Origin of the sequence: Streptococcus sp. KHUD_015 (genome assembly GCF_051106265.1) — a bacterium.
Taxonomy (GTDB): domain Bacteria; phylum Bacillota; class Bacilli; order Lactobacillales; family Streptococcaceae; genus Streptococcus.
The window spans coordinates 1,980,001-1,993,834 of record NZ_CP193665.1; the positions used below are offsets into that span (position 1 = coordinate 1,980,001).

Consider the following 13,834-nt stretch of genomic DNA (forward strand, 5'->3'; position numbering starts at 1 on the left):
AAGAATCTTAATGTCGACGCTAGCCCTAAAGCTATTTCGGAGAGAACCAGCTATCTCCAAGTTCGTTTGGAATTTCTCCGCTACCCACAAGTCATCCAAGCACTTTTCAACGTGCCCTGGTTCGGTCCTCCAGTGCGTCTTACCGCACCTTCAACCTGCTCATGGGTAGGTCACATGGTTTCGGGTCTACGTCATGATACTAATTCGCCCTGTTCAGACTCGGTTTCCCTACGGCTCCGTCTCTTCAACTTAACCTCGCATCATAACGTAACTCGCCGGTTCATTCTACAAAAGGCACGCTCTCACCCATTAACGGGCTCGAACTTGTTGTAGGCACACGGTTTCAGGTTCTATTTCACTCCCCTCCCGGGGTGCTTTTCACCTTTCCCTCACGGTACTGGTTCACTATCGGTCACTAGGGAGTATTTAGGGTTGGGAGATGGTCCTCCCAGATTCCGACGGGATTTCGCGTGTCCCGCCGTACTCAGGATACTGCTAGGTACAAAGACTATTTTAAATACGAGGCTATTACTCTCTTTGGCTGATCTTCCCAAATCATTCTTCTATAATCTTTGAGTCCACATTGCAGTCCTACAACCCCGAAGAGTAAACTCTTCGGTTTGCCCTCCTGCCGTTTCGCTCGCCGCTACTAAGGCAATCGCTTTTGCTTTCTCTTCCTGCAGCTACTTAGATGTTTCAGTTCACTGCGTCTTCCTCCTCACATCCTTAACAGATGCGGGTAACAGGTAGTACCTGTTGGGTTCCCCCATTCGGAAATCCCTGGATCATCGCTTACTTACAGCTACCCAAGGCATATCGTCGTTTGTCACGTCCTTCTTCGGCTCCTAGTGCCAAGGCATCCACCGTGCGCCCTTATTAACTTAACCTTATTTTTTGACCTTTCAGTCATAAACTCTTATTAATACTACAGCGTTTTCGGTTTATTTTCTTGTTACTATTTGATATAGATATTCAATTTTCAATGTGCATTACTTGGTGATCTCTCACCAATGGAGCCTAGCGGGATCGAACCGCTGACCTCCTGCGTGCAAAGCAGGCGCTCTCCCAGCTGAGCTAAGGCCCCACAAGACCTCTCAAGACTAAACAAGACCAATGCGCAGTTCCTTTTCCTTAGAAAGGAGGTGATCCAGCCGCACCTTCCGATACGGCTACCTTGTTACGACTTCACCCCAATCATCTATCCCACCTTAGGCGGCTGGCTCCTTACGGTTACCTCACCGACTTCGGGTGTTACAAACTCTCGTGGTGTGACGGGCGGTGTGTACAAGGCCCGGGAACGTATTCACCGCGGCGTGCTGATCCGCGATTACTAGCGATTCCGACTTCATGTAGGCGAGTTGCAGCCTACAATCCGAACTGAGACTGGCTTTAAGAGATTAGCTTGTCGTCACCGACTTGCGACTCGTTGTACCAGCCATTGTAGCACGTGTGTAGCCCAGGTCATAAGGGGCATGATGATTTGACGTCATCCCCACCTTCCTCCGGTTTATTACCGGCAGTCTCGCTAGAGTGCCCAACTAAATGATGGCAACTAACAATAGGGGTTGCGCTCGTTGCGGGACTTAACCCAACATCTCACGACACGAGCTGACGACAACCATGCACCACCTGTCACCTCTGTCCCGAAGGAAAACTCTATCTCTAGAGCGGTCAGAGGGATGTCAAGACCTGGTAAGGTTCTTCGCGTTGCTTCGAATTAAACCACATGCTCCACCGCTTGTGCGGGCCCCCGTCAATTCCTTTGAGTTTCAACCTTGCGGTCGTACTCCCCAGGCGGAGTGCTTAATGCGTTAGCTACGGCACTAAACCCCGGAAAGGGTCTAACACCTAGCACTCATCGTTTACGGCGTGGACTACCAGGGTATCTAATCCTGTTTGCTCCCCACGCTTTCGAGCCTCAGCGTCAGTTACAAGCCAGAGAGCCGCTTTCGCCACCGGTGTTCCTCCATATATCTACGCATTTCACCGCTACACATGGAATTCCACTCTCCCCTCTTGCACTCAAGTTAAACAGTTTCCAAAGCGTACTATGGTTAAGCCACAGCCTTTAACTTCAGACTTATCTAACCGCCTGCGCTCGCTTTACGCCCAATAAATCCGGACAACGCTCGGGACCTACGTATTACCGCGGCTGCTGGCACGTAGTTAGCCGTCCCTTTCTGGTAAGATACCGTCACAGTGTGAACTTTCCACTCTCACACTCGTTCTTCTCTTACAACAGAGCTTTACGATCCGAAAACCTTCTTCACTCACGCGGCGTTGCTCGGTCAGACTTCCGTCCATTGCCGAAGATTCCCTACTGCTGCCTCCCGTAGGAGTCTGGGCCGTGTCTCAGTCCCAGTGTGGCCGATCACCCTCTCAGGTCGGCTATGTATCGTCGCCTTGGTGAGCCGTTACCCCACCAACTAGCTAATACAACGCAGGTCCATCTGGTAGCGGTGCAATTGCACCTTTCAAACAGTTGTCATGCAACAACTGCTATTATGCGGTATTAGCTATCGTTTCCAATAGTTATCCCCCACTACCAGGCAGGTTACCTACGCGTTACTCACCCGTTCGCAACTCATCCGGAGAAGCAAGCTCCTCCTTCAGCGTTCTACTTGCATGTATTAGGCACGCCGCCAGCGTTCGTCCTGAGCCAGGATCAAACTCTCATTAAAAGTTTGAGTTCTCACTCATTTCTGTCACTGACAGATTTATTGTTTTTTCATTGTTCAGTACTACAACCTTAGTTGTAGTGCCCTGCACATTGGTTCGTCTTGTTCAGTTTTCAAAGGTCTTTGTCACTCACTTCTCTCAAGTGACAACTATATTAGTATATCACAGTCGCTTTCGCTTGTCAACACTTTTTTGAAACTTTTTTTAGTTTTTTTAAAACTTTTTTTCATTAAGTGTTCCATCCGCAACATACCATAGTCCGTACGGGATTCGAACCCGTGTTACCGCCGTGAAAAGGCGGTGTCTTAACCCCTTGACCAACGGACCAGAGTTGTTATTTTCAACTCTTACTATTATACAGCCTTTTTGTTTTTTGTCAACTACTTTTTTAAACTTTTTATAAATTTTTCAATTCGTTTTTCAAATTATAGTAAAAAGAGCCAGAATTGTACTGACTCTTCTATTTCTCATTAAACTTAGAAGCACGTTCTCCTCCCCACCAATAGGGCATTAGTTCTGCAACTTTAACAGTCTTTCTTCTATTGTAGTCCATCATGAATTCTGCATCTTTATTTTCAGCGTTCAACTCTAAGAGGAACTCTCTGCAAGCGCCACAAGGCATACCCGAACTTCCACCATAAGGTGGTTTGTCTCGAAAGGCTAATACTTTTTTAACCTTAGTTTGTCCCGAGAATTGGTACATATTGAAGAGTGCTGCCCGCTCTGCGCAGAGATGGAAAACACCACAGGTTCCCTCCATACAGAATCCTGTAAATATTTGTCCATCTTCTGCTTCTACGGACGCCACAACATGGTTAGCGTAAACAAAATCAGATACTTCGTGTGGATCGTATAGCTTCTGTGCTTCTTCGTACATCTTTTCCCAGATGTCCATTATTGTACCCTTCTTATTTAGAGATTTCTTTTAACATATTTTCAATATGCTGGATTGATTTTTCACGGCCTAACAAGAAGATAGTATCTGGTAATTCTGGTCCATGCATTTCACCTGAAACAGCGATACGAATAGGCATAAAAAGATTTTTCCCTTTAATACCTGTTTCTTTTTGAACTGCTTTAATTTGTGGGAAGATATTCTCTGTTACAAATTCATCATCTGTCATCGCTTCGAGTTTTGCTTTGAAGGCTTCAAGAACTGTTGGGACTGTTTCCCCTGCCATGACTTCGCGCTCTGCTTCTGTCAATTCTGGGAAATCTGAGAAGAAGAGATCTGTCAATGGAATAATCTCATCTACTGATTTCATTTGTGGTTTATAGAGTTCAACTAATTTTTCAGCCTTATCAGTCAATCGGCCTGCTTCCTCTAAGAATGGTTTTGCCATTTCAAAGATAGTTTCTAGGTCTGCATTCTTGATATAATCATTGCTCATCCAGTCGAGTTTCTTCTGATCAAAGGCTGCTGGAGACTTGCTCAGGCGGTTTTCATCGAAAAGTTTAATGAGTTCTTCACGAGAGAAGATTTCATCTTCTCCACCTGGGTTCCAACCAAGAAGAGCAATAAAGTTAAAGACTGCTTCTGGTAAATAACCTTTTTTACGGTAGTCTTCGATAAATTGAAGGGTATTGGTGTCACGTTTAGACAATTTTTTCCCAGTTTCAGAGTTGATGATCAAGGTCATGTGACCAAACTCTGGCGCTTCCCAACCAAGTGCTTCATAAACCATGAGCTGTTTTGGTGTATTAGCAATGTGGTCGTCTCCACGGATTACGTGAGAAATTTGCATATCATGGTCATCGACGACAACGGCAAAGTTGTATGTTGGGTAACCGTCTTTCTTTTGGATAACCCAGTCACCACCGATATTGCCACCTTCAAATTCGATATCACCTTTGACCATATCATGCCACTTGTAGATACCTGACTCATTGACAGCCAAACGAACAGTTGGGATGATCCCTGCTGCTTCACGTTCTGCGATGTAAGCTGCTTTTTCTTCTTCACTCATACCAAGGTATTCGTTGATATATCGAGGTGTTTCACCAGCTGCTTCTTGGCGTTCACGTTCAGCTGCTAACTCTTCTTCTGTAACGTAAGATTTGTAGGCTTTTCCTTCAGCTAACAGTTTGTCGATGTATTTTTGATACAAGTCCAAACGCTCAGACTGGCGATAATTCTCATGTGTTTCTGGACTTTCATCCCAATCCATACCTAACCATCGAAGGTTTTCAAGCTGCGAACGTTCACCATCTTCGACATGTCGTTTACGGTCAGTATCTTCGATACGAATGATAAAAGTTCCACCATGATGACGTGCATACAAGTAGTTGAACAATGCTGTACGGGCATTCCCGATGTGTAGTAGTCCTGTCGGACTTGGTGCGTAACGTACGCGGATATCTTTTGACATAGTTTCTCCTATAAAGTCTCTAGGCGTCTGCCTTTTTGCTCTCTATATTATATCACAAGTCTTGGCTGAGTCCAATTTCTATGGATAAAGAGAGTAAAAAGAGTGGACAAACCACTCTTTTCTTCTATTATAGACGTGCGTTAAGTTCTTTGCTCAATTCTTCAAATCCTGGTTTTCCAAGAAGGGCAAACATGTTACGTTTGTAAGCTTCAACACCTGGTTGGTCAAATGGGTTGATAGCATTCAAGTAACCTGAAAGAGCGATAGCCAATTCGAAGAAGTAGATAGTGTAACCAAGAGTGAAAGCATCTTGCTCTGGAAGAGTCACGTACATGTTTGGTACATCACCATCTGTGTGGGCAAGAAGAACACCGTCAGTTGCTTTTTTGTTTACAAAGTCAACGTCTTTTCCTTGAAGGTAACCAAGTCCATCAAGATCTTCTTCCAAAGTAGGGATAATCACGTTCTTACGAGGTTTGTCAACACGGACAACTGTTTCAAACATGATACGAGTTCCTTCTTGGATAAATTGACCAAGTGAGTGCAAGTCAGTTGAGAAGTTGGCTGAAGTTGGGTAGATACCTTTTTGGTCTTTTCCTTCTGATTCACCAGCCAATTGTTTCCACCACTCTGAGAAGTATTGAAGCGATGGCTCATAGTTTACCAAGATTTCAGTTGCATAGCCTTTACGGTAAAGGATGTTACGAACTGCTGCGTATTGGTAAGCTTCGTTTTCAGAGATTTTATCTGAAGTGTAGTCTTTGCGAGCTGCGTTAGCACCTTCCATAAGGGCTTTGATGTCAGCTCCTGAAGCAGCGATTGGAAGCAAACCAACAGCTGTCAATACTGAGAAGCGTCCACCGATGTCATCTGGAACCACAAATGTTTCCCAACCGTTGGCATCTGCTTCAACCTTAACAGCACCTTTTTGGCGGTCAGTTGTTGCATAGATACGTTTGTTTGCTTCTTCTTGACCGTATTTCTTAACCAAGAGTTCTTTGAAGACACGGAAAGCGATAGCTGGCTCAGTTGTTGTACCTGATTTAGAAATTACGTTTACTGAGAAGTCTTTGTCTGCAACATACTCTACCAAGTCAGCAAGGTAAGTAGATGAGATTGAGTTTCCTGCGTAAAGGATTTGTGGAGCTTTACGTTCTTCTTTTGTTTGCAAGTTAGCAAAATGGTGATTCAAGAAGTCGATTGCTGCTTTGGCACCAAGGTAAGATCCACCGATACCGATAACAACCAAAACATCGCTGTCTGATTTGATTTGCTCAGCAGCTTTCAAGATGCGGTCGAATTCTTCACGGTCGTAGTTTTCAGGAAGGTCCAACCATCCCAAAAAATCGCTACCAGCACCAGTTCCTTTACGGATCAATTCATCTGCTGCTGTTACTTGTGATTGCATGTATTCCACTTCATGTGGTGCAACAAATTTGTCTAAAACTTTTGAATAATCAAATTTAATATGTGACATGTTATTCCTCCAATATTTCTTCTTTTCTATCATAACGCTTACCTTCGTTTTTTTCAAGTTTTTTTGTCGAATTTCTCCAATTTTTATCAGAATTCAAACGTTTGCGTAAAAATCCCACATTCCAAAAATTTTGAAATAATAAAAAGAAAGAACGACTAGATGTTCCAGCCGTTACAGTTCATTCAATAAATACTCAAATAATTCTAAATTGCCATCTTCTTCATTAACCAGAAACTCTGGATGCCACTGCAAACCGATAATGCGGTGCTCATCGATAGACTCAATTGCTTCGATGGTCTGATCTCTTGGATCAATAGCAGTTACACGGAAATTAGGTGCCAAATCTTTAATGCTTTGACGATGGACGGAGTTGACCTGACTTTCTTTCCCAAATAGCTTAGCCACCACGCTTCCCTCCACTGTCTCAATAGAGTGAGATGTTCCGAAAGGTAGTCCTTGCCAGTGACCTTCGATTTCTTGATTGAGGGTTCCACCAAAGGCAACATTGACAAGTTGAACACCACGGCAGATTGCCATAATTGGTTTATTCTGACGGAGCGCTTCCTTCAAGAGTGCCAATTCAAATTCATCACGGACCAGATTGTAATCATCGCTCTCAATGGTCTTTTTCTCTCCATAAAACTGAGGATGGACATTTTGTCCACCTGTCAATATGAGTTTATCAATCATTTCTACATAATCGCGTACAACTGACTCATCACCAACAGGAATGACTAAAGGGAGACCACCGACTTGACGAATACTCTCTGCGAATCTACAAGATACAGATGAATGAATGTTTTTGCCTTCTGCGTCTACGGGACATAGATTTGCAGCAACTCCTACGATCGTTCTAGGCATGATGTCTCTCCTTTCGAATGTTAATACTCTTCGAAAATCAAATTCAAACCACATCAGCATCGCCTCACCGTACTCAAGTACAGCTTGCGGCTAGCTTCCTAGTTTGCTCTTTGATTTTCATTGAGTATAACGATAGTCCTATCATATCACTCAAAATGACTTTCGTCTAATATGTTTTTTTTAAGGATGTGATAAATATTTTTTATGGACAAGAAAAAGCTGCCCCATAGGACAACTTTTTTTTTATTCAAAGACAAATTGATTGTAATAGAGTTCTGAGTAGAATCCACCTAGTTTTAAGAGTTCATGGTGATTACCACGTTCAATAACTTCTCCATCTTTGAGGACAATAATCTGGTCTGCATTGAGGATGGTCTTCAAACGGTGAGCAATGACGAAACTGGTTCTGCCTGCTACAACCGCCTCCATGGCATGCTGAATCTTGCTTTCTGTCACCGTATCTACGTTTGAAGTTGCTTCATCGAGAATGAGAACTTCTGGATCTGTCATCAGGGTTCGAGCGATAGAAATCAATTGTTTCTGTCCCGTTGAGAAGATGCTCTGGTCATCATCTATAAGGGTATCGTATTTATCAGGTAGGCTTTCGATATAGTCATGAATATGGGTTGCTTTGGCTGCTGCCTCAACCATTTCCTGACTGGCATCTGGCACACCGAAACGGATATTGTCTCGAATGGTTCCGCTAAAAAGAACGGAATCTTGCAAAACAATTCCCACCTTACTTCTGAGACTATCTAAATCATAGTCACGAATATCTTTCCCATCAAAATAAATGCCACCAGCATCAACATCATAAAAGCGATTGATGAGGTTCATAATAGTGGTTTTTCCTGAACCCGTCGGCCCAACAACTGCGGTCATCTGTCCTTTCGGAGCGGAAATGCTGACATCTTTCAAAATAGGTTTATCAGGCAAATATGAAAAATCAATGTGACTGATTTCAACACCTTCTTGCAACTTAGTGAAGATTGGAGCCTTTTCAGGTCGGATTTCTTCCTCTGCATCAAACATTTCCTGAATCCGTTCAGCCCCTGTAAAGGCTAACTGAAGACTTCCCCAACTAGCCGCAACTTGAATAATAGGCTGATAATACTGCTGTGAAAATTGGGCAAACATAACAATCAAACCTAGGGCTGTACTTGTTTCAATAGTCTTATCATTCAAAAGTACAGCTGAACCAGCAAAGATGACGACAGCTGTGTTGACCAGACTCATCCCATTCATGACAGGGAACAGAATTCCAGAGAACATTCTTCCTTTAAAGGTTGCCTTGCGCACGCGCTCATTTTGTTTAAGAAATCCTGCCATCATATCCTCTTGAATTCCTTGAACAATGACAGCTTTTTGGCCTGAGATACTCTCATCCATATAGGCGTTGAGTTTCCCTACCTCTTTTTGCTGGAGGTTAGTGTATTTGCGTGCCATTTTCACGATGAAAATCAGCATGAGGAAGGCTACTGGTGTGCTGGCAATGGTGATGAGAGCCAGAGTCACACTTCTCGAAAACATGACAAGAATCAGACCAATGTATAAAACAATATTGCTCATGACCTGAATCAAGCTCTCGTTAAAGGCTTGGAGGATATTATCCAAATCACTGGTAAAACGAGACAGGATATCTCCATCTTGTCGGCGGTCAAAGAATGAAACCGTCAATCGCGCAAGCTTCCCAAATAGGCCTTTGCGCATCTCGTTGGTCGATTCTGCAATCACGCGCGTCATGAGGCACATGTATATGACACTGGAGATAAATAGAACCAAAACCAGCAGACCAAGATTGATCATGATTCCTGATAGACTCTGCCAAACAAGTTCTGGATTGCCATCTTGATAAGCTTGAACTAAATTGGCTAGCTGCGTCACTGCTTGTCCAGAAAAGACTGGAAAGAGGGCTTGGGCAAGAGTCGCCAGAACAATCATCAGAATGACAACTACAAATGATAGCTTATAGACTTTAAAATAATGCCAAAAGAACTGAACTGTCTTCATTTTACTCCTCCTTTCCTTTCTGTGTTTCATAGATTTCACGGTAAACAGCATTGTTGGCAACCAAGTCTGCATGCGTCCCTTGACCAATCAATCGGCCTTGATCTAGAACCAAGATTTTATCCGCGTGAACAACCGAGCTAATCTTTTGCGCGATGATAATGGTTGTCGTTCCCTTCAATTCCTTATTCAAGGCTTCCTGAACCAGGCGCTCTGACTTAGCATCCAAGGCTGAGGTCGAATCGTCAAAAATCAGAATACGTGGATTGCTGACAATACCACGTGCAATCGACATCCTTTGTTTTTGCCCACCTGAGAAATTGGTTCCTCGTTCCTCAACTGGACTTTCAAAGGTTTTCTCCATACGATGAATGAATTCACTAGCTTGGGCAATATTGGCTGCTCGCTCCATTTCAAATAGAGTAGCATCTCCTTTGCCCTGTCTCAGGTTATCTGCAATGGTTCCACTAAAGAGAATGGCACGTTGGAGAACAATAGAAACAGTTTTACGCAGGGTCCCTTCACTCACTTCGCGAATATCCTTGCCTCCAATTTTGATAGCCCCTGCCTGTGGGTCAAAGAGACGTGGAATCAATTGAGCCAAGGTTGATTTTCCTGCACCAGTCGCCCCAACTACACCAACCATTTGACCAGGTTCAATAGTAAAGCTCACATCTTTCAGCATCGGTTCCTTGTCCATTGGATAGGTAAAGGTCACATTTTCAAAGCTAAGACTTCCAACCAACTCTTCATCTGGGACATCCTTGAAGGTCATGGCTGGTTCTGCGTCAAGAATTTCTCGAATACGACGCATAGAAATCATAGCACGACTGACAGAATTTCCCAAAAATCCAACCATAACAATGGTAAAGATAATCTGGCTTAGGTAATTGACAAAGGAAGCAATGGATCCAACAACTGACGGATCCGACTGAACCATCCCTGCAACTAGCCAAATAGAGAGGAAGACCGCCCCATAACCGACCAACATCATAAAAGGTTCCACTACTGAAAAGGCATAACCGATGTAAAGATTTTGACCGAGTAGCTCGTCTGAAACCTCTGTAAACTTAGCAAACTGCTCTTTTTCTTGGACAAAGGACTTGACCACACGAACGCCACGCAAATTTTCCTTAGCAATGGCATTAATGCGTTCAAGAAGGGTTTGAAACTTGGCAAAACGTGGCCCCATCATCCCCATCATGACAGCAGTCAAGGCAAAAATCAAGACCACCATGAGAACAATCACCCACCACAGCGAAGGAAGAGTTTGAACCGCAAGGATAAACGAACCGATGAACAAGAGGGGAAGTCTGAAAAGAATTTGGAAGGTCATCATGACCACGTTCTGAATCTGGTTGATATCATTTGTCATTCGAACGACTAGATTTCCCGCATTAAATTGTTCAATATTGGCATAAGAAAAGGTTTGGATTTTACGGAAGGCGTCCTCCCGAAGGTCAGATGAAACTCCTTGGGCAATATAGGCTGCAAGGATAACATTAAGCCCACCAGCAACCAAACCGACCAAGGCCACACCAATCAACCAAGCCCCGATACTATAAATAGCTTCATATTTCCCAGCAAGTAGGGCGTCTAACACTTCCTGCAGGTAACGCGGTTGCAAAAGTGAACTAGCAACCATCAAGCCTGTCATCAGGAGCGAAGCCAAGGCCTGCCACTTGTAGGTTTTTATTTTCTGAATCAGCATACTTTCTCCTTAAAAAATAGACAAAAGGGAGCGACAATGTGTCAGCTCCTTCTCATTCTGTTTGTGTGATGTTATTCTAGCAAAAAAGTGGGGGATTGTCAAAGAAGTCTCCTTGATACAGCTAGAATGACAAATAGTTCATTCTTTATAATTTTTGTTTTAACTCGACCAAGACATTCATAGCCTGCATAGGTGTCATATTGTAAACATCCAGTTTAGCTAATTCTGTTAGGATAGGATGGTCTGCTGGCGCGTCAAAGAGTGAAATCTGTTCAGTGACGGCACTTGTTTGTTTCATAGTATCTGGGCTTTCTGTACCCTGATTCTCTAACTGAGTCAAAATCTTATCCGCCCTTGCTAAAAGGTCTGCTGGCAAGCCAGCAATCTTGGCAACATGGATACCATAGGATTTATCGGCTGGTCCTGGTTCAATCTTGTGAAGGAAGGTGACCTGCCCATCCTGCTCCAAGGTTGCCACGTGAACATTGATCAAGTGTTCCAGGCTGGACTCTAGACTAGTCAACTCATGGTAGTGGGTCGCAAAGAGGGTCTTGGCTCCGATATGCTCATGAATGTATTCGATGATAGACTGAGCAAGAGCCATACCGTCATAAGTTGCAGTTCCACGACCTAACTCATCAAAGAGAATCAAGGAATTCTTTGTTGCATGCGAAATAGCATTGTTGGCCTCCATCATCTCCACCATAAAGGTTGATTGGCCTGAAACCAAGTCATCTGCTGCTCCGATACGGGTAAAAATGGCATCAAAAATCGGTAAATGGGCGCTTTCCGCTGGCACATAAGAACCCAGCTGGGCCATAACCGCCGTCATGGCTAACTGACGCATGTAGGTTGACTTCCCGCTCATGTTTGGCCCTGTAATCAGTTGAATACTAATATCTTCTGCCATCTGAATCGTATTGGGAATATAGGTCTGAGCCCCCATGACCTTTTCAACGACAGCATGGCGCCCTTTCTGGATATCAATTCGCGAATCATCTCTGAATTCAGGTCGAATCAAATGCTGGGTTTCAGCCACAACCGCCAGACTCTGTAAGACATCAACTGTCGCAATTCCTTGAGCTAGAGCCTGCAAACGCTGGATGTACTTGCTGACTTCCTCACGAATACGCATAAAGATTTCGTATTCTAGATTGGCTGACTTCTCACGCGCCTCCAGCATGTCGCCTTCGATACGAGCTAATTCCTCGGTTCCAAAGCGTTCTGAGTTTTTCAGCGTCGCCTTGCGGAAAAAATGGGCTGGCACATTTCCCAGTTGCGAATTGGTCACATGGAAATAATAGCCATCTTTTTTATTGTAGTCAATCTTGAGCGTACTAATACCAGAGTTTTCTCGCTCCTTAGCCTCAATTTCAGCAATCCATCCAGTCCCTTCTCTGAGAACGCGACGGTACTTGTCTAAAGTCTCATCAAATCCAGTTCGGATAATTCCCCCATCTGTAATCACATGGGGAGCTTCAGGAGCAATCGCTGCGCTAATCAAGCTCTCCAACTCAGGAATTCCATCCAGTTGTTCGATGAGATAAGCTAGAGCAGGTTGCTCCATCCCTTCTAAAATCGCACGAATCCGTGGCACACTAGACAAGGTAGTCGCCAACTGCAAGAGATCCTTAGGATTGGTTTTGCCAAAAGAAACACGACTAGCCAAGCGCTCAATGTCATAAACACCCTTGAGACTGTCTGTCAAATCACTACGCTCAAAGAAATGGTCGAGAAAGACCTGCACCACTTCTTGGCGTTGGACGATTCGCTCCTTATCAATCAAGGGACGATGAATCCAAGACCGCAAGAGCCGCATACCCATAGCCGTTTTGGTTTCATCTAAAAGCCAGAAAAGGCTGCCCTGCTTCTTGCCTGACCGAGCATTCTCAACCAAATCCAGACTAGCCTTGGTCGCATAATCCATCTGCAAGAAATCCTTGATTTCATAGCGGATAACAGGCTTGAGGTGGTTCAATTCCCTCATCTGAGTCCGATGAACATACTGGAGTAGCTTACTAGAGGCCGATTGCTCCACAGCTGCCAATCGTGAATCCAGTAAATGAAGGTCTTCAAAGCCTTCTTTTTCATAAGAGAGCACCAGATTCATCTGACGACTGAGGATTTGTTCTTCTTCCTCAGACAGGTCATAACCCAGCACCACTTCTCGAGCCTTGAGATTGCGGATTTCCCCACAAACCAGCGTGAAATCCAAAAGACCTGTCACATAAAAGTCACCCGTCACCAGGTCCATATAAGCTAGACCAAATTGACTGCCATCACGATCTATAGCAACCAAGAAGTTGTTCTGACTATCCGGCTTACTGCTATCGACCACTGTCCCTGGCGTAATGACCTGAACAACCTCTCGTTTCACAACCCCAACTGCTTGTTTAGGATCTTCCATCTGCTCTGCGATAGCTACCTTATAGCCCTGCTCAATCAAGACATCGATGTACTGTTGGGCAGAATGATAGGGAACACCCGCCATAGGAATCGGATTGTCCGCATTCTTGTTGCGACTCGTTAAGGAAATTTCCAGAATCTGCGCAGCATTGACCGCATCCTCATAAAATAATTCATAAAAATCACCCATCCGAAAGAGCAAAAAAGCATCTGGATATTGCTTTTTAATATCCACATACTGTTGCATGCCGGGTGATAGCTTTTCTGTCGCCATTGTCCGTCTCTCCTTGTCAAAAATAAGTCTTGAGAGTAACTCCCAAGACC

General features: G+C 44.1%; 7 protein-coding genes, 2 tRNA genes and 2 rRNA genes (1 of these 11 cut by a window edge). All 11 read right to left on the minus strand.

Features of this window, described 5'->3' with window-relative positions:
* Positions 1-887: ribosomal RNA gene (locus ACORHU_RS09450) — 23S ribosomal RNA — on the minus strand; it reaches 2,014 nt to the left of the window's first position.
* Positions 888-1,011: 124 nt separating this feature from the next.
* Positions 1,012-1,084, minus strand: a tRNA-Ala gene (locus ACORHU_RS09455).
* Between the two features lie 51 nt (positions 1,085-1,135).
* Positions 1,136-2,681 (minus strand): 16S ribosomal RNA (locus ACORHU_RS09460).
* Together the 16S and 23S rRNA genes with 2 tRNA genes alongside form the textbook arrangement of a ribosomal RNA operon.
* Before the next feature lie 253 nt (positions 2,682-2,934).
* Positions 2,935-3,006: transfer RNA gene (locus ACORHU_RS09465), tRNA-Glu, on the minus strand.
* A gap of 133 nt (positions 3,007-3,139) precedes the next feature.
* On the minus strand, positions 3,140-3,574 hold the full coding sequence (locus ACORHU_RS09470; protein WP_049534930.1) for a cytidine deaminase family protein: 435 nt from the start codon (positions 3,572-3,574) through the stop codon (positions 3,140-3,142).
* 13 nt (positions 3,575-3,587) lie between these two features.
* On the minus strand, positions 3,588-5,048 hold the full coding sequence (gltX, locus tag ACORHU_RS09475) for a glutamate--tRNA ligase (protein WP_434364434.1): 1,461 nt from the start codon (positions 5,046-5,048) through the stop codon (positions 3,588-3,590).
* A gap of 127 nt (positions 5,049-5,175) precedes the next feature.
* Complete coding sequence (locus ACORHU_RS09480) at positions 5,176-6,525, minus strand: glucose-6-phosphate isomerase (protein ID WP_000018269.1); 1,350 nt, start codon at positions 6,523-6,525, stop codon at positions 5,176-5,178.
* A 171-nt stretch (positions 6,526-6,696) separates the two neighbouring features.
* Complete coding sequence (locus ACORHU_RS09485; protein ID WP_001138296.1) at positions 6,697-7,386, minus strand: gamma-glutamyl-gamma-aminobutyrate hydrolase family protein; 690 nt, start codon at positions 7,384-7,386, stop codon at positions 6,697-6,699.
* Between the two features lie 243 nt (positions 7,387-7,629).
* Positions 7,630-9,396 carry a multidrug efflux ABC transporter subunit PatB gene (gene patB / locus ACORHU_RS09490; RefSeq protein ID WP_434364435.1) on the minus strand — a complete coding sequence of 589 codons (1,767 nt, stop codon included), beginning with the start codon at positions 9,394-9,396 and terminating at the stop codon, positions 7,630-7,632.
* Position 9,397: 1 nt separating this feature from the next.
* The gene (patA, locus tag ACORHU_RS09495; protein ID WP_414339109.1) at positions 9,398-11,104 is read right to left on the minus strand and encodes a multidrug efflux ABC transporter subunit PatA; all 1,707 of its coding nucleotides are present in this window, start codon (positions 11,102-11,104) and stop codon (positions 9,398-9,400) included.
* A 145-nt stretch (positions 11,105-11,249) separates the two neighbouring features.
* The gene (gene mutS / locus ACORHU_RS09500) at positions 11,250-13,784 is read right to left on the minus strand and encodes a DNA mismatch repair protein MutS (protein ID WP_434364436.1); all 2,535 of its coding nucleotides are present in this window, start codon (positions 13,782-13,784) and stop codon (positions 11,250-11,252) included.
* Positions 13,785-13,834 lie beyond the last annotated feature (50 nt).